Below are 17,037 nucleotides of genomic sequence, written 5' to 3' on the forward strand. Positions count from 1 at the left end.
TCCTTTATTGTGAGTCTTGAGCAGATAGTACCTTCTCCGATTGAGAAGACAACAAGTTCCACCAAGCAAAAAGAGTAGGACGTGCGGCAAGGGCCGCGAAGGTAACCTCTGCTCCCGCTCTTCTCCATTTTTCAACTAAACTCATCATGCGAATGGAGTCCAATCCTCTGTTGACCAAATTCTCATGATCGGAAAGATCCGCTGGAGACTCTTGAATAAGCTCCGCTACTTGATTGCGTACATCATGCAAACTCATTGGCAATATGTTTTGGCAATCCGGAACAGGTTCTTTTTTCAATGCTTCGATCAGATGTTGCGTGGGCGTTATGAACGCACAACGGCTAGCCGCATAATGGAGAGCCATCTTATGATGCTCTAATGAGAAATCAGCGACAGCATCCGCGACAAAAAACACTTGTATATCCTGCATAAAGGCATCACTAGCAGTTAATAAGCATCCGATATGCGCATAAACACCGCAAATAATCAACTGATCTCGCCCATGTCCTTCCAATATTTCCAAAAGATTAGTTTTTTTAAATGCGCTGTATCTCCACTTTGTAAGAACGATATCCTTTGCATCAGGTGCTAATTCATCGATAATCCCCTTTTGATAAGGATCATCGGCGATTCCATTTCCCCAAAAATCCTGAAGCAATCCACGCTGTTCCAGCGTTTGTCCACCCGGTTGCGCAGAGTAAATGACAGGTATCCCCATTTCTTTGCATTCCTTTTTTAACCGTTGAATATTTCTCACAAGCTCGACGAAAGGCGACGCATTAGAGGGAAAAGCGTCAAGAAAATAATTTTGCATATCGTGGATAAGCAATGCCGCACGTTTAGGAGCGGGTGTCCATGATACTTTGTTTTTTGGCAGATCTGATGAAACAGGCATTGGATAAGCTGGAATAGCAGGGATAGCCATCTCGCCACTTCCTTTCCACCGTTATACGTTTGTTTTTCCTGCAGATTGCCGTTTTTCGGCAATGATTTGCCGTAATGCCCTCTTGTTAATTTTTCCAACCGCTGTCTTCGGAAATGAATCAACGAATTCGATGCGATCAGGTATTTTAAAACTTGCCACTCCGCGCTCTTGCAAAAACGCCTTCAGTTCAGCTGCTTGCAAAGAGTGATCACGCGGAATGATAAAAGCGCACGATCGTTCGCCAAGGAATTCATCCGGCATCGCAACGACAGCCGCATCACGTACGGAAGGATGTGCTAAAAGGTGATTTTCCACTTCCTCCGCCGCAATTTTTTCACCGCCCCGGTTAATTTGATCTTTCACGCGCCCTTCGACAACCAAGTAGCCGGATGGAGTCATCCGCACCAAGTCGCCCGTCCGGTAAAAGCCGTCCGCAGTAAAGGCTTTCGCATTATGCGCTTCCGCTTTATAATATCCGCGAATGGTATAAGGGCCCCTCGTTAACAGCTCTCCAATTTGGCCAGGCTCCACCTCGTTATCTTCTTCATCTACTATGCGGATTTCATCATAGTAAGACATTGGCTTTCCTTGAGTATTTATAATCAATTCTTCAGGATCATCCAATCTCGTATAGTTGACCAGCCCTTCAGCCATGCCATACACCTGCTGCAAGGTGCAGCCAAGAACTGGTTTTACTCTTTTGGCTACTTCTGCGCTGAATTTCGCCCCGCCGACTTGCAAAACTTGAAGGCTGGATAAATCATACTTGCAAGAAGATGCGGCATCTAACCATATCCAAACAAGCGGCGGCACGAGCGCAGTAATGGTGACTTTCTCTTGCTGAATAAGCGGAAATGCCTCATCAGGACTTGGGCTGTCTGCAAGGACCACTTTTCCGCCGGCATACAACGTTCCTAGCACACCCGGTGAACTAAGCGGATAATTATGAGCAATGGGAAGAACCGCAAGATAAACACTATCTTGATGAAGCTTACAAATCTCGGCACTAACCCGGAGACTGTAAATATAATCATCGTGGGTCCGCGGAATCATTTTTGGCAGCCCTGTGCTTCCGCCGGACAGCAGGAAGAAAGCAACATCGCTTGAATGAACAAGCGGCAGCTGGACAGGATCGATAAACAGATTTTCTAATGATTCAAACTCTCCCGCCTCTCCAACCACAATGACGTGTTTTAGGGTTGGAACAGCAGCCTTCACCTGCTTGGCAAGGGAGCGGAAATCAAATCCCCCATGCTGGTCTGGAATAATATAAGCCGCCGCTTCGCTAAATTCACAAAAATAACTGATTTCACTATATCGATGTGAAGGCAAGGCAAAGACAGGCAGCGCCCCCAGACGGAATAAAGCAAAGCATACTTCAAAAAATTCAATTCGATTCGGCAATTGAACGACAACGCGGTCCGCTGGCCGAATCCCCAGTTGGCGGAATCCTGAGGCAAGCTGATCCGCTCTTCTATCCAGTTCTTTATAGCTGATTTGCCTTTCTCCAGAAGTAACTGCAATGCGATCACCGTACTTTAACGCCCTTTTCCGCAGCATGTCACCAAAAGTCTCACCTGCCCAGCAGCCCTCCTTCCGGTAAAAGTCTGCAAACTCCTTTGGCCATGTTGGGCATCCGCTTAGCATAGCTTTTCCCTCCCATTTATTTAAGGATGTCGTTGTTTAACCCTATAGCTTGAAGCATCGTGCGAAACTTAGCTGATGTTTCCGCCAGTTCTCCTTCTGGCGTTGACCCTTCAACAACGCCAGCTCCTGCAAAAAGGCGAAGAGAATAATCTTCCACTTCGGCACAACGGATCGCAACAATCCATTCTCCATCCCCTTCATCGTCGCACCAGCCAACCATTCCCGTAAAAAAGCCGCGTTCAAATGATTCAATTTCTTGTATCGCTTTTTTCGCCAATGGCGTTGGCGTTCCGCAAACCGCTGGAGTTGGATGAAGAGCAAGCGCCAGTTCCAGCGAAGTAATAGACGGGGAAGATAGCTCTCCGCTTATTACTGTTGACAGATGCCACATCGTTTCCGTATGAATGAGCGAAGGCTCTTCAGGGACACTCAATGTTTTGCAAAACGGTCTGAGCGCATTTGCTACTGCTTCGATGACCACGGCGTGCTCATGGCGATCTTTCGCTGAAGAAAAAAGGGCGTTCGCGCGGCGCTGATCCTCTTCGGGATCTTCGCTGCGAGGCGCCGAGCCTGCAAGCGGATTCGCTATTACTCGCAGCCCTGATTTCGAAACGAGCAGCTCTGGGCTTGCTCCCAGCAAGGTTCTGTTTTTCTTTGTGCCTGAAGCTTTGCCCGCTTCACGATCCAGACGATCCGGCAACGCTGCAGCAAATGTATAGCCATTCGGATTATGTACCGCCAATTTGCGAAGAAGGTGAGGAACATCTATCTTTTCTGATGAAGCAAGATGAAGAGATCTTGATAAAACGACTTTCCGAAGATCGCCCGCTTTTATTCTGCTCAATCCTTGTTCCACGGCATTTTCATATTCCTGCGGCGATGGAACAGGTTTCACTTCATACTCATTGGCCGCATTTTGTCCGATTTGGCCATTCCATTGGCCAAATGGCAACGGGCCCGACCATTTCACCTCTGAAGGCACAATAAGCTGGGCTGGATACATATGGTCAAATGGTATGGCGCCAACAACAATCGGATTGCCGTTAATTCCTTGCTGTTTCGCATCTTGTAAGACCTTTTTAACATGATCGAGTATTTGCATCCGCTTGTGCTCATAGCCGTCAGTCGGCACTGTTGCAAAAATTCCTTGAGCTAAAAGAGTTCTATGTGGCGAGGCCAAGAAAAAGGATGTTCCCTCTTTATATTCAGCAAGAAGCTGCTCAGCTGTAACATGCTGGATTGTTTTTGTTTTCATCACACTGTTACCTCCATGGAATGTTATGCGTCTAACGTTGCGCCGCCATCTACCCTTAAATCGTGCATCGTGATATGACGTGACTGCTCAGAAACGAGAAATAGCACCGCATCTGCGATATCTGAAGGCTGAGCCAGCTTTTGCAGAGGAATACCGAGACGAAACTCCTCCATCGAACCAGTGATCACTTTGTTCGCCCCATTTTCATCCGTCCACAGTCCCCGCTGCATTTCCGTTTCAGTGGAACCCGGAGAGACAACGTTGCAGCGAATATGATACCGAGCAAGCTCAAGGCCAAGACATTTCGTAAACATGGTTGCTGCTGCCTTTGAAGCAGCATAAGCAGCCATAAACATTCTTGGGATAGTGGCGGCATTCGAGCTAACTGTGACGATCGCACCTGAACGGCGCGGAATCATCCGCCTGCTGACCGAACGGGAAACATAAAAAACACCGGCCGTGTTCACTTTGAATACCTCTTCCCAGTCTTCATCCATAAAACTTTCGATGAGACCTGTTCGGAGAATCCCAGCAACATTAACCAAAATTTCAATAGGACCCATGTTGTCCTCAATTTGAGCAACGATTTCATCAATTTCTGCACTATTGGCAACATCTGCACAAAAAGCCTGCACATCATAACCATTGCTCTGTAAATCAGAGACGAGAGCAGCCAATCGCTCGCCATTTCGATCAACCGCTGCAACAGACACGCCATGTTTAACGAAAGACCTTGTCACCGCTTCACCGATTCCTTGGGCGGCACCTGTGACAAGGGCTATTTTTCCCTGAAGTCCCCAATGTTCCATCTCTGCCACCTTCTTTATGCGTAAAGATTTCATTAGCTGCTAGCTAACATATTGATTACCGATAAAGCCTTTCATAAACCATATCGCTCCTGATTCTTCATAAAATCATCTGCTTTCACTCATTGTGATTTTTACAACACATCAATCAGCTGCCGCTTTCATGGCTTTTCTCGCCGAAGCCAGCAAGATTCTGCAGCTTGCAGGCTATAGTTTATTGCCATGCTGTTACTCTCCTGTCCTTAAGCAGCACTCATGAATGCCCTGCTATTCTGTTTTATGATAATGATTATCATTATCATTTATTCTTTTAACAATATATTATATAAATGGAATTAATTATGTCAAATTCATTTTTACTTTTGCAGATAAAACAATACATAGGTCCTAATCTCCAAAACATTGATTCTTTTCAAATTAGTTTATAAGTACTAGTTTCCGCCTAATTCTATACCGCTGTTTTCTGCACATAAGACTTGATGATAATAATGAACCATTACATTGGTAACAAATTCCTTTCAGATATTATCATCAAAAGCGCGAACGTTTCCCGGCTTTTATTCATTGACTGACGGATAGATAAATTTGTTGGTAAGCAGCATTGTCATTCTCGCATAATCAGACATAGCCCGCTCCCAACAGACAGAAAGTTGAATTGCCAATATGCTTATAATAATGATAATTATTCTCATTTGGGATTATATGTTATTCATTTTATTTTGCACATGGATATATTCCTGATTTATAAATAGACAATTTCCTGAACACAACGGCCATGTGCTCATTTTAGGAGTAAATTAAGATTGTAATTGAACGGTTTAGACAAGGCATGAGGGAATTGACATTCATGGTAAAGGAGGCGTTACATAAGGATGTCGAGAAACTTCATGGCAAGGAATTGCTTGAAGATGTAAAGTTTCGAAAAGAGGCAGAAAGCGATTTTAACAGGGTGCGGATACAGCAAGAAGTTTTAAAACAAATTGCCGATTGAATGGATTAGTATAAAAAACTGCCTTAAATACTAATAAAACATGCTTTATCTATAGCGGCTTCATTCTTTCTCTCAAATTCCTGTAGCCGAAGCCTTTGAAAATGCATGATATCCTCAAGCTGGAGCTGTACTAGATATAAAGATTCAAATAAATGGAAGCGCAACTCCATATGAACTTGAAAAACGCGTTGGATTTCGGCATTCCCTTGCGTTGCGCCGATGTCCAAAAACCGTCCGATAATGGCACTGACGATCGGCAGGCATAATCGCTTTCTCTGCCCGCCGATCGCACGCACGTCTTAACCGATTTCCAAAACGCCCATCGAATCATGGCCAGCAAAGTGCCGTATCAAATTTAACGCCTTCCCTGAACGAAAATGCCCCATTATTGCTCAATCTGTTTTATGACATCAATGAAACGCTTTTCTGTCATCGATGTAAGCCGCAAATCATAATTTTCAAAGGGCAAGGACTCTGTGACTGGATTTGGAACAATGACACACTTTAATCCAGCCGCTAAAGCAGCTTGGAGCCCGTTCAAGGAATCTTCAAAGGCTAATGCTTCATTGGGGCTGATGTTTAAGGCATCAACTGCTTTTAAATACAAGTCGGGGGCTGGTTTTACTTTATCAACATCATCTTGTGTGATCATAACTTCAAAATAGTGCAGCAGTCCAAGTTCATTTAAATAATGAGTTACCCACTCCTTCGTTGAGCTTGAAGCAATGGCAATTTTGTAGCCCCATTTTTTTGCTTCTTCTAAGTAATCCTTTACACCTTCACGTGCCTGAGGGGTTTTCATCTTTATTTTGTACAAGCTTTTGGCTTTTGCCTCAATTTCTGCAATGTCGCAACTTTCCCCAAGCTGTTGTTTGAAAAACTCGTAAAGGACAGTATTATCAGATCCAACGCATTCGACAAAACGTTCAAGAGGCAAATCGACCTTATATAAGCTCATAGTTTCTTTATACGCCTCAAACCAGGCCGTCTCAGTGTCAACAATTAAACCATCAAAATCAAAAATAATTGCTTTTATCAAATTTTCCCCCCCTTTCCAAAGGCTTCGTAACATTCAAAAGCAAATATTCCTTTAATAAAACAGTATGCTTTGCTAGCATCAAAAAGTAATCACTCTTTATTTTAACAAGCATCAATGGCAGTCAACGACAGATGAATCCTTGTTCCACATTTGAGCTTTTTTAATGCAGCTTTGTCGTTCTTGAATTGCTCGTATGTTTCTTTTTATTTCGATAACATTTTATTGTAGACAAAACGAACACAACCGAATGTTTTTATAAGAAGCTGTTCCTGCTCTTTCGTTGGATACAGACGGAATTTATATGCTTTATGTGCCATCTCCACATCATCCCGCTTCATGCCTTGATTTTCTATTTTCCTCTGTTTATCCCCAAAAATAACGAACAGACCATCCTATAATGACTCCTATTACAACAGACGGAAGAAACATTTTGCTGACGGTGGAGGTAGACGGACAAGCCTATCATTTAGAGGAGTATGATTCGATCCGCTTTAAAGGAGACCGGCCTCATAAATATATCAATCCTTCTTCGTCACTTACGATTTTGCATTTTGTCATTTCATATGTTTCCTCCTAAAATCATCTCTTTTGATTTTAGGAGGGCTTAACATGAGAGCGATAGCAATTAGTGAGCCCGATTCTATTGATTAGATATTAAGCCGCCATTCTGATATGACAGGGTCAAAAAACACCGCTGCTTGATCTTTGATGCGAAATGGCTTGCAGCAAGCAATCCTTTCCCCGCTTCAACGAAAAAGCACATGCTGGGGATGCCTGCATGCGAACCCGTTGCGTGTGCTTGACGACTTGCATCATTTAACCAGTTTTTATCTTTCCATTGGATATGTTCCGAAATCCAACGCTTGGCCTTACAGGGTTGCAAAGATGCAACAGCGTCCGCACCAAAATATAATGGCTAAGAACGAATTAATATGTTTAATAATTCAGAACTAGTTCAATAAAGCACTGAAAACGGCAAAGGACTTTCGAAACGCAAAAAAGAGAGAGGTTTAACCTTCCTTCTTCACCACTCATCTACTCGAAGCCTTGTCTACAAAGAATGAAAAAGAACTTAGGGAAAAAGAGGGAGAAGGAACAAGAAACAGTCCTTCAGGAAATAGCAAACAAGAGCGGCGAAACAGGAAGAAATATTACGCGCTAACTGACTCTCCACCCCCTATTATATCTTCATATCAATCCGAGATTGCGAACCGATAGAGACCCTGTACGGTTCAAACATTTGAAATTGACTGACAAAATTATTCCAATCCTCTCTTAGCATATTAATGGTCTTGTCAACATCTGCCTCAGAGAATGTATTCCAGTATTTGCCGAGTTGTCTTTTCTGAATTTCTTTATATCCCCTCATAATTTTTTCGTATCCGATTTGAAAAGAGGAATTTGTGTTTAAACCGGAAAATAACTGGCTTAATTGTTGTTGTGAGATTTGATCCGCGTGATTGCCATTTTGTATTTCTTCTATGGCATTTTTCATTTGCTTGGCTATTTCACTGTACGGGCCTCCTTTTCCCTTAAACCGATCGTAAATAATTTGATAGGTTTCCAATGATGTATTCACAATCTGTTTTAATTTATCATTCGTGTACTGTTTTGTTATCGTCTTCAATTGCTCCTTTATAGAACCACCCGCGACGTTATCCGCTATAAGATTCAACTTTTCTTGAGTCTGTAGATAATACATGCTGGCCTTATCACTTGTCCAACTTGAAAAGTAATCTTCATTATATTTTAATGCTGCTTTTACTAATTCAGATAGCTGATTCTTTTCTTCTTCAGATACCCCTTCTAGATTTTCAAAAAATGATGAGAAATACTGTTCATAATCGGAGTTTTGCTGTTCCTTGCCCTTCACTTCAGTAACTTTTATCTTTTGATTAGATGTTGTTACATTACCAATGACATTAGAAAGTGTCAGTTTATCCAGCGTTATACTTGATGCATTCTTGATCTTGACCAATGGTGCTGTTGGATTCAATGGGATATGCTGGACGTTTTTTAAATGTAAAGTATGATAATTAAAACTAACAGAACTGCGCAAAATTTCATCACTCCTATTTAGTTGTCGCCTATATGCTGAATAAGCCAATGGTATAACGAGTCTTTGTTTGAATTTAAGATTTGCCCATTAGATAGTCGAAGGTTATTGTATCTTCATTTAGTTTAAAAAGATGCAAGTCATCATCAACAGAAGACGACTGAACTGTTTGCAAAATAACCGTCAATTTTCCGGAAGTTTCATTAGTAAAGTGATGCCATTTTTGTTGTCCATCTTCTGTTAGCCTGTATATCTGCTGCATTGTTTGGGGAATCATTCAATGCTTTATAGTTGCATTCGATGATTACACTGATATTGTTTTTAGCTGCTGCAAGATTCTTTTTTAACACCGGCTGAGTTTTATTTTCTAATACTTTAATATTCCCTCCAACTCTGTCCGTGTTTTCCGCAGCATTAGCAGAACCTAATATTCCATTTAATGAAAACAACAACAAGTGACGAAACAATAATTCTTTATTTCAAACACCCGACTTTTTTTAGAAATGCAAATTTATTTTATCTATATATCGGAATTTTTTTACGATTATTAAGGATATTCCATCAATTTTTTTCAAATATTTTTGTCCGTTCCATTAAACACAATTCATCGCTGACGTGTTCTCTCCATCTCTAACGGCAATCTCTTTGACATATAAGTTTTCCCAAACTTGGTAATACTGTTCCCGGCGGCTCATCGCTTCTAACAATGTTTTTTAGGGCAGTGATTTTCAAACCGTTGATAGAACAGGATTTTCCAATTTTGTTTGCCTAAAATAGTCTTCAAACTGTCGAATTCGGGTCATGAAAGAGAAATTTTTTGCGCAATTAAACAACCAGAAACAAAAAGGTACATGAGCACGAAGAACGGTGGTATTCTTACCCCCGTATTCGCCGAATTTCAATTTGGTCGAACGGATTTGGGGCTGGCTGAAAGAAAGCGTGATTGCCAATCGGTTTCATGCCAATCGAAAAGAGCTGTGGGAATCGATTGTTTCGTTCTTGCAGCACCTCGCTCAATTTCCAGAAAAAGTGCTTCAACGCATTGGAAAGATAGTTATGTCAGAAAATTAATCTGAACCTATATAGAAAAAACATAGCGATACCCCCATTTGAGAAGTATCGCTTTATAAGCATTCGTATTGCCTATCTTTCAAACAAAAAGTATCCTCAAGCGGACATTTTCGCTAACTGAAAACATCATTCCTCCTCAAAAGATAGGTTTATCGGTTCATCGAGAACATCATAGGCTATTTCGAGATTGGTAGTAGGCACACTTTTATCCACTTCCTCAAATTTAAATTGATCGACCCAAACATGCCCCTTGCCCGAGAGCAGAACGCCAAAGGAAATAAGGGCGCTGTTTTCCGGGACATCAAGAACAATGGAGTATAAATTCCAATTCGTATCTTTTACAATCGGCCGGTCGCTCATGTTATCAAATTGAAGCACATCATTTAAAGCATTATCGACTCGCATCCATAAACCGCAAAAACCTTCCACATTTTTTGTTTTAACAAAAGCAGAGAGCTTTACTCGTTTCCCTAAAAATTTTTCCGCTTTGAACTGTTGCATCATTGTCGCGAATTCATCAGCTGATTGAACCGTTACGGATTTTAAATAGCCTGAGCATTTTCCTTGATGGACTTCTTTCGTATCAATTCCCATTTCATAATTGAATGGATGGCTTCCGCTCAAAAACCAGCCTTTTATTTGCTGCTGTTGTTTCATATTCTTCCCTCCATTTTTATTAATAATTGAACTCATAATCCGGCGGTATTGTCCCGGCGGCATATGATAAACTTTCTTAAAAGCTCTTGTAAAAGATTCTTGCGTTCCAAATCGAAAATAATAAGCGATGTTAATAATCGACTCATCCGTATAAAGCAGCATACTAGCAGCGCTAGCTAGTCTTCTAATCCGCACGTAATCACCAACTGTTATCCCGGTTTCCTTCTGAAAAATTCTAAGGAAATGGTATTTCGAGAAACCAGCATAGGAAGCAATGTTTTCTAATGTAAGAGATTCGTGTAAGTTATCCTCAATATAATTAATGGCTTTCTGTATTATTCGCTGATAATTCACCGTCCGCACCGCACCTCCTTTGCTTATAGGGTACTAAACATTAAAAAAGGAAGTCTTGACTTTTTTTGCTAAAAAAATCATCTCTTCCAAGACTTTAAATTTAATCTGTAAAAAAGTGCCCCCTTTTGAGCAGAAAAAAGAAAAAGACTTGGATTGTTTCAAGCCTAAATAATTAATGCATCAAGCCCTTCCTCTTTTCCATGAATCTTTTCTTAAAATGAGTTTTTTCCTAAGAATCGATTTTTTTCATAAGGCGCTTCGAATTTTATAATGCAATAATTTTGAATATTGAAGAGGCCGTTATCGCGACAAAAAACTCTTTCCGCTCAAACTAATCCACTTTTACAATTCCTACCATATAGCTTTTTGGTATGGTTGGATCGCGCTCAACGATAAAACTTTAAATATGTTTCTTCATGAGATTGATATGTCTACTAGAATCCGAAACACAGATGAAAAGCATTACCTTTATCGCAGCTTTCTTATTGTAATTATATTTGGCAATTTCCGTTGGCACACTGGCCACGAAGATGGACTGATTGCGCCACCTTTTGTGCAGAGAGGCAGCTGGCAGAAAAAACATTTGCCGTAAAGTGTGGTCTGTACGAAGTGTTCGACAGCCGTGGGGAGAAAACCATTCATAACGCTCTGTAAACACCTTCACGGAACAGGAAGGATCATCGCAACACCCATTTTCGAGAAACAAGCAGGAGTCGAACAGGCCGATCAGCGAAAGGGAGATCTTGAATCACACGTGATACCGACTATGCGGGCGGGAGGTGACACAACGGCAAGGAAGGGCAAGAAGAAGACTCCGGTTGCTTTTTACCGCTAAACGTAAACTATTCGATATTAAACACATCTAGTAACTCGATGGTGGAACTAAGAGGAGACCAAGAAAGGTTAGTCATCGTTACGAATCCCTTTATCTTTATTATCCTCTCTCTGTAGTTAATATAGAAAGTCACTTCCCAAATTAACGTAAGCACCTTTATTTTGGTCTTTTTCTGCCCTCTAAACATCAACTATTAAAATTTAAACAGAGCCTTATCTCTAAAAAAGAGGGTGTCCCAAAAGCAGAAAAATGGGACACCCTCGTTTAAAAAGCCCTGTATACAACTTTTTTGTCACTTAACACTTATGACAGGCTGGTACGTTAGAAGCCCCCAAATTACCCCCCGTAATAAAATCCTGTTTCCTTCAGTGTCAGTGGGTCGCCTTCCCGATGCACACCCGCGTTGATTACTTCGCCAACATAAATATAGTGATCGCCTTTTTCTACTTTTTCGACGACTTTGCACTCAAAGAAACTGAGCGCATCTTTAAAAATCGGGCATCCTGTTTCTTCGGTGTAGAATTCGTACCCTGCCAGCTTATTTCCTTCCGGTTCTAAAGATTTAAAGAAAGCAGTGACCATATCCTTTTGGCCCGTTTCTAAAATATTGACGCTAAATACGCCGCTTTTGGCAATTTGCTCTTGCGAACGGGTGCCTACTTTCACTGCAACCGCTACCAATGGAGGATTAAAAGACGTTTGTGTCAGCCAGTTTCCCGCAAAAGCATTGGCAGCGCCATTTTCATCTTTTGTGCCGACAATGTATAAACCGTATGTAATTCCGCGTAAAGCCGTTTTTTTCGCCTTGGCATCCATGTATGGAACTCCTCCTTCCGTAAAAATCGCGTTTTTCAGTTGTGTAAATGTTCTTATTTTCCATTTTATTCAAACTAATAATATATGTCCAGCTTTTTATTTTTAGGAGACAAGGGAAATTTCACAACTTAGAATACAGCGGCCGAACACAAGTTTTCAAGAAAACGACAGATGGCATAATCCTTTATTGGAAAAGAGAATGGAAGGATATTCCTTAAAAAAGAGGGTGTCCCAAAAGCAGAAAATGGGACACCCTCTTTAAAAGACCCAGTATACGACTTTTTTGTCACTTAACACCAAAAAACAGGAAAAGCTTGTAGCTTACATTTAAAGCCCACAATCAGGCGTTAGCAATTGTTAAATCATGGTTTAGTTAATACAAAAGGATGGCAACTACTCGTTGTCATCCCTTTGTATAAAATCCCATTTTATTAATAGTAAGCATTCCATCTATCAGTTGCACTATCGTCACCAACAAGTAACGATAAACTTCTCGATATAGAGCCTTGACCGCTAGGTAAGTTGATTGTTGCTGATAATCTGGCCTCTGCTTTTGCACTATCTGTTTCTCTAGCACGAATTATTCTCATAGATGGGTTAGTATAGTTGCCTCCAGCAACCCAAATATTCCAATTGCCAGCCCATTGTATTGAGTCATAATCAGGACCTACTATAGTGTAGTCTGCGTAAAAAGAGAATCCATAAGTAACAAGTTGATAGCTTACTTTTCTGTTTTTGCATGTTGTTGTATAAGTTACAGTCGTGCAACTTCCACCTGAAATACTTTGTGGTAAAATAGTGCCTTTTGATTTGCTACCTTTTGACACATTGGTTGTTACAGATGGATCTGTGTACTCAGTTTGTGCAGCAGAGCCATCAGGGAAGAAATATGTAATTTTAGTAGTATCTCCATTAACAACTTTAACTGTATTTACAGCGTCTTCAGGACTTAACACATCTGCATCCAATACTTCACCATTTTTCAATTTAGCGATTAATTCTTCTGCTTTCTCAGGTGCAACCCCCATTTCAATTTGTCTTTGCTTAATAAGATCATAGTCCTCCTGGGTGTACCCTAAGACTTCGTGTTGTTCTGTGTTGTTAGTTTGAACTGCTTCCGCCTTGGTGATGGTGGCGCTCGAAAATGCTAGCCCAAATACAACAGCTAATGGTAACAATTTGCAGTTTGGTTAATTTTCTCATTTTTCCTCTCCCCTCTATTTTTTAATTTCAATTTCAACCGTATTATACAATATTTTTATTAAATGTAAATATATTCAATATTAATAATTTTTTTCTTTTTTTGATTTACTAAATAGAAATCTGAATACTAGGAAAACGAATGCGATAGAGACTAAAATAATAAGAATTGAAGAGGATTGAAAGACAAAATCACCAATTTTCATTTTTATCACTCCCATTTCTTGATTTAATTAACAATATATAAAAATTATAAAACATTAAATTTAAATTAGTCATTAATTTTCTGACAATTTAGGGACTTACATGACAACTAAAGTTGGTAGAGATTTTTATTTTATATTCCAGTCATTATGAAAACAATGCTTGAATGCCTCGTTCTTCAAGATCAATATTTATAGAAAATTTTTGGAGATTTAAGAAACTTTAGTACTGCTTACGGTTTTGATACTTCTTTTATCTTAATGGTCGGATTGTCAAAATAGCTTTTTAAGATTTGGACTCATCGGATTATGTGGTGAAAACATATTGATAATTGTATTGGGACAAAAAGTTTATCCCACCAATGAGGGATTCGTTGAATAAGTAGTATGATATTTATAACGGTAACAGAAGACTGGGGGAATGTTATGTTAGGGATAAAAGTAGAAAAATTAAATGATAACTTATGATAGTTGGCTGTTATCGAAAATAGAAATACCCGTTCTGATATTGTAGAAGTAACACTTGACGATATTTATGGTGGGGAGGAGAAAACAGCTATCAAAATTGGTACACCATATGGTGAAACAGATAGAGTTGTTATTCAAACACATTCTAACACCTATATTTTATTTACGACTGATGCCGTCTCCATTAAAATAAAATCTGTTCGTTTATAAACGATGAACTCAAACAGAAATGAAACTCCATTTCATGCAAGTGTAAAAACAAACTTTTGTTTTAAAATAAAGCGACAAAATAACTTTCCACTACAAAATCCGAATACCCATAATTTATAATGTTCTAACATAAATTTTTTGAATTAATCAGTAGCATCTATCCTATTTTTACCAAGGAAGGGGGAATGTCATGGTGGGGGATTTCAACAAAATAGGGATTGGATTTAATTTGAAACATATTCGAGAGAAAAATGAAGAACTTTGGAATAGATACAAGGATAGATTAATCGAAGGTTATCCGGCAATTCGAGAATTGGATCACGTTTATATGAATGAGCTAATAGAGCATATTGATGGAAGGGTTTTATTGGAGTTCTTACGAGAGTGTATGCTAAAAGAATTAGGTGAAGGGATAGATTCATTCAATAATTTTAAGAATTTGGAAGAAAAATGTGAAGGTTAATTTTGACTCTTTTTGCAAATGGGTTAATAAACGGCTGTGTAAATAAATCAAATCTTTAAAAAAGAGGGTGTCCCAAAAGCAGAAAATGGGACACCCTCTTTAAAAGACCCAGTATACGACTTTTTTGTCACTTAACAAATACGAGACGCGTATTTTTATCTTTTATTCGACCGTCACACTCTTCGCCAAGTTGCGTGGTTTATCGACGTCGCAGCCGCGGTGCAATGCCGCGTAGTAGGCGATGAGCTGCAACGGCACGACGGAAACGAGCGGTGTTAGCATCGGATGAACCGCCGGAATGACATAGCGGTCTTCGTCTGTTTCCAAGCCTCTCATTGAAATAATGCATGGATTCGCGCCGCGGGCGACAACTTCTTTGACGTTGCCGCGGATGCTTAAGTTGACGTGCTCTTGCGTCGACAAGGCAACGACCGGAGTGCCGTCTTCGATCAGGGCGATCGTTCCGTGCTTCAATTCTCCGCCGGCGAATCCTTCCGCTTGAATGTAAGAAATCTCTTTTAATTTCAATGCCCCTTCAAGGCATACATAATAGTCAACGGCGCGGCCGATGAAGAAGCAGTTGCGCGTCGTTGATAAATATTCGCGGGCGATTTTTTCCATTTCCTCTTTCGCGTCGCACAACATTTCCATTACATTGGCGATAATGCCAAGCTCTTTTTTCAAGTCGAAGTCCAACGCAATGCCTTTCGCTTTCGCAGCAGCTGTCGCTAAAATCGCAAGTACAGCGATTTGCGCTGTATATGCCTTCGTGGAGGCGACGGCGATTTCCGGGCCGGCATGCAGCAATAGCGTATAATCCGCTTCACGGGAAAGGGTTGAGCCCGGCACGTTTGTTATCGTAATCGCTTTATGGCCGAGTTTCTTTGTTTGAACAAGCACCGCACGGCTGTCCGCTGTTTCCCCGCTTTGAGAAATGTAAATGAACAGCGGTTTTTCAGACAACAGCGGCATATTGTACGAAAACTCGCTGGCAACATGCACTTCGACAGGGATTTTCGCCCATTTCTCGATCAGCTGTTTTCCGACTAATCCCGCATGATAACTTGTACCACAAGCGATAATATATAAACGATCCGCATTGACCACTTCCGCGACTACTTCCGGTGCAATCGTAAGCTGGCCGTTTTCATCTTGATATTTTTGAATGATGCGGCGCATGACAAACGGCTGCTCATCGATTTCTTTCAACATGTAATGCGGATATGTCCCTTTTTCAATGTCACTCGCATCCAACTCCGCTGTAAATGGAGCACGTTCAATGATATCGCCGTTCAAATTTTTAATCGTCATGCTTTCTCTCGTCACTACGACCATTTCTTTATCCATCAATTCGACAAATTGGTTTGTCACTTGCAGCATCGCCATCGCGTCGCTCGCAACGACATTAAAGCCATTGCCAATTCCGACAAGCAGCGGGCTTTTATTTTTCGCGACATAAATAACTTCTTGATTTTCCGCATCAATCATCGCAATCGCATAAGAACCTTTCAGCAAGGTTAACGTTTTGCGGAACGCTTCTTCCACAGAAAGGCCGTCATTCACAAACTTTTCAACAAGCTGCACGATAATTTCCGTATCCGTGTCACTTTTCAGCGCCACATCTTGTAAATACTCCTGTTGCAAAATCGCATAGTTCTCAATAACCCCGTTATGCACGAGCGTGAAGCGACCAGAAGCGCTTTGGTGCGGGTGCGCATTGATGCGGCTCGGAGCGCCGTGTGTCGCCCAGCGCGTATGGCCGATTCCAAGAGTGGCGCTGGTGTTTGGATCAACAACAGCCCGCAAATCGGCAATCCGTCCTTTTTCTTTAAAAAGATGAATTCCTTCCTCGTTCAACATCGCGATGCCTGCGGAGTCATACCCGCGATACTCCAATTTTTCTAATCCGCGCAATAAAATTTCCTTAACATCATGTTGACCGATGTAACCGACAATTCCGCACATAATCGTATTCCTCCCTTATGATTTGGGGAGGCTGCCGCACAAAAGATCCTTCACTATTCTTTTTTCAAGGAACGAC

Annotated in this window: 16 protein-coding genes and 1 pseudogene; 5 read left to right on the forward strand and 12 right to left on the reverse strand. The window is 41.0% G+C overall.

All coding sequences use genetic code 11. The annotated features are described in order from the left end of the window. Positions 1 to 4: 4 nt before the first annotated feature. Genes AOT13_RS02040 through AOT13_RS02055 form a run of 4 tightly spaced genes read right to left on the reverse strand, consistent with a single transcriptional unit; the run spans position 5 to position 4,636 of the window. Positions 5 to 925, reverse strand: coding sequence for an isochorismatase family protein (locus tag AOT13_RS02040; RefSeq protein WP_042384798.1), 921 nt, complete (start codon positions 923 to 925; stop codon positions 5 to 7). A gap of 21 nt (positions 926 to 946) precedes the next feature. Beyond that, entirely contained in the window at positions 947 to 2,572 is a 1,626-nt protein-coding gene (locus tag AOT13_RS02045) for a (2,3-dihydroxybenzoyl)adenylate synthase (protein ID WP_003247656.1), read from the reverse strand. A 16-nt stretch (positions 2,573 to 2,588) separates the two neighbouring features. Beyond that, positions 2,589 to 3,830 carry an isochorismate synthase DhbC gene (gene dhbC, locus AOT13_RS02050; protein WP_370586489.1) on the reverse strand — a complete coding sequence of 414 codons (1,242 nt, stop codon included), beginning with the start codon at positions 3,828 to 3,830 and terminating at the stop codon, positions 2,589 to 2,591. Positions 3,831 to 3,850: 20 nt separating this feature from the next. Further along, the gene (locus tag AOT13_RS02055) at positions 3,851 to 4,636 is read right to left on the reverse strand and encodes a 2,3-dihydro-2,3-dihydroxybenzoate dehydrogenase (RefSeq protein ID WP_013399838.1); all 786 of its coding nucleotides are present in this window, start codon (positions 4,634 to 4,636) and stop codon (positions 3,851 to 3,853) included. An 844-nt stretch (positions 4,637 to 5,480) separates the two neighbouring features. On the opposite strand from AOT13_RS02055, the gene AOT13_RS20005 reads away from it, so the two are divergent. Further along, positions 5,481 to 5,624: an LCP family glycopolymer transferase gene (locus tag AOT13_RS20005; protein ID WP_232511556.1), complete on the forward strand. Its 144-nt coding sequence runs from the start codon at positions 5,481 to 5,483 to the stop codon at positions 5,622 to 5,624. A gap of 385 nt (positions 5,625 to 6,009) precedes the next feature. Here AOT13_RS20005 and AOT13_RS02065 read toward each other — a convergent pair whose 3' ends face one another. Next, on the reverse strand, positions 6,010 to 6,663 hold the full coding sequence (locus tag AOT13_RS02065) for an HAD family hydrolase (RefSeq protein ID WP_013876114.1): 654 nt from the start codon (positions 6,661 to 6,663) through the stop codon (positions 6,010 to 6,012). Positions 6,664 to 6,869: 206 nt separating this feature from the next. After that, positions 6,870 to 6,980, reverse strand: a pseudogene (locus AOT13_RS19125) (helix-turn-helix domain-containing protein); the annotation flags it as partial. 80 nt (positions 6,981 to 7,060) lie between these two features. Here AOT13_RS19125 and AOT13_RS02070 point away from each other — a divergent pair. Then, positions 7,061 to 7,240: a cupin domain-containing protein gene (locus AOT13_RS02070; RefSeq protein WP_198404531.1), complete on the forward strand. Its 180-nt coding sequence runs from the start codon at positions 7,061 to 7,063 to the stop codon at positions 7,238 to 7,240. A 603-nt stretch (positions 7,241 to 7,843) separates the two neighbouring features. Here AOT13_RS02070 and AOT13_RS02075 read toward each other — a convergent pair. Continuing rightward, a complete protein-coding gene (locus tag AOT13_RS02075) occupies positions 7,844 to 8,722 on the reverse strand; it encodes a hypothetical protein (RefSeq protein WP_003247650.1) in 879 nt (292 codons plus the stop codon). Between the two features lie 200 nt (positions 8,723 to 8,922). Then, entirely contained in the window at positions 8,923 to 9,186 is a 264-nt protein-coding gene (locus AOT13_RS02080; RefSeq protein ID WP_153017393.1) for a hypothetical protein, read from the reverse strand. A gap of 400 nt (positions 9,187 to 9,586) precedes the next feature. Between AOT13_RS02080 and AOT13_RS02085 the strand changes: the two genes are divergently transcribed. Then, a complete protein-coding gene (locus AOT13_RS02085) occupies positions 9,587 to 9,790 on the forward strand; it encodes a transposase (RefSeq protein ID WP_072000120.1) in 204 nt (67 codons plus the stop codon). Between the two features lie 126 nt (positions 9,791 to 9,916). On the opposite strand, the gene AOT13_RS02090 is transcribed toward AOT13_RS02085, so the two are convergent. The 3 genes from AOT13_RS02090 to AOT13_RS02105 all read right to left on the reverse strand — a co-directional run bounded on the left by AOT13_RS02090 (position 9,917) and on the right by AOT13_RS02105 (position 13,630). After that, complete coding sequence (locus tag AOT13_RS02090; protein WP_013399835.1) at positions 9,917 to 10,810, reverse strand: helix-turn-helix domain-containing protein; 894 nt, start codon at positions 10,808 to 10,810, stop codon at positions 9,917 to 9,919. A 1,162-nt stretch (positions 10,811 to 11,972) separates the two neighbouring features. After that, positions 11,973 to 12,452, reverse strand: coding sequence for a flavin reductase family protein (locus AOT13_RS02100; protein ID WP_003247648.1), 480 nt, complete (start codon positions 12,450 to 12,452; stop codon positions 11,973 to 11,975). Positions 12,453 to 12,883: 431 nt separating this feature from the next. Beyond that, complete coding sequence (locus AOT13_RS02105) at positions 12,884 to 13,630, reverse strand: hypothetical protein (RefSeq protein WP_003247647.1); 747 nt, start codon at positions 13,628 to 13,630, stop codon at positions 12,884 to 12,886. Between the two features lie 696 nt (positions 13,631 to 14,326). Here AOT13_RS02105 and AOT13_RS19305 point away from each other — a divergent pair. After that, entirely contained in the window at positions 14,327 to 14,533 is a 207-nt protein-coding gene (locus tag AOT13_RS19305; protein ID WP_230457071.1) for a SunI/YnzG family protein, read from the forward strand. A 193-nt stretch (positions 14,534 to 14,726) separates the two neighbouring features. After that, entirely contained in the window at positions 14,727 to 14,996 is a 270-nt protein-coding gene (locus AOT13_RS02110) for a hypothetical protein (RefSeq protein ID WP_157779417.1), read from the forward strand. A 162-nt stretch (positions 14,997 to 15,158) separates the two neighbouring features. Here AOT13_RS02110 and glmS read toward each other — a convergent pair whose 3' ends face one another. After that, on the reverse strand, positions 15,159 to 16,961 hold the full coding sequence (glmS, locus tag AOT13_RS02115) for a glutamine--fructose-6-phosphate transaminase (isomerizing) (protein ID WP_003247646.1): 1,803 nt from the start codon (positions 16,959 to 16,961) through the stop codon (positions 15,159 to 15,161). Positions 16,962 to 17,037: the final 76 nt, after the last annotated feature.

It is taken from the genome of Parageobacillus thermoglucosidasius (assembly GCF_001295365.1).
Classification (GTDB): Bacteria; Bacillota; Bacilli; order Bacillales; family Anoxybacillaceae; genus Parageobacillus; species Parageobacillus thermoglucosidasius.

Excerpts from the sequence above, each read along its gene's own strand:
- AOT13_RS02040 (WP_042384798.1), bottom strand. The coding sequence starts at position 925 with ATGGCTATCCCTGCTATTCCAGCTTATCCAATGCCTGTTTCATCAGAT.
- AOT13_RS02055 (WP_013399838.1), bottom strand. The coding sequence starts at position 4,636 with ATGGAACATTGGGGACTTCAGGGAAAAATAGCCCTTGTCACAGGTGCC.
- AOT13_RS20005 (WP_232511556.1), top strand. The coding sequence starts at position 5,481 with ATGGTAAAGGAGGCGTTACATAAGGATGTCGAGAAACTTCATGGCAAG.
- AOT13_RS02100 (WP_003247648.1), bottom strand. The coding sequence starts at position 12,452 with ATGGATGCCAAGGCGAAAAAAACGGCTTTACGCGGAATTACATACGGT.
- AOT13_RS02045 (WP_003247656.1), bottom strand. The coding sequence starts at position 2,572 with ATGCTAAGCGGATGCCCAACATGGCCAAAGGAGTTTGCAGACTTTTAC.
- AOT13_RS02070 (WP_198404531.1), top strand. The coding sequence starts at position 7,061 with ATGACTCCTATTACAACAGACGGAAGAAACATTTTGCTGACGGTGGAG.
- glmS (WP_003247646.1), bottom strand. The coding sequence starts at position 16,961 with ATGTGCGGAATTGTCGGTTACATCGGTCAACATGATGTTAAGGAAATT.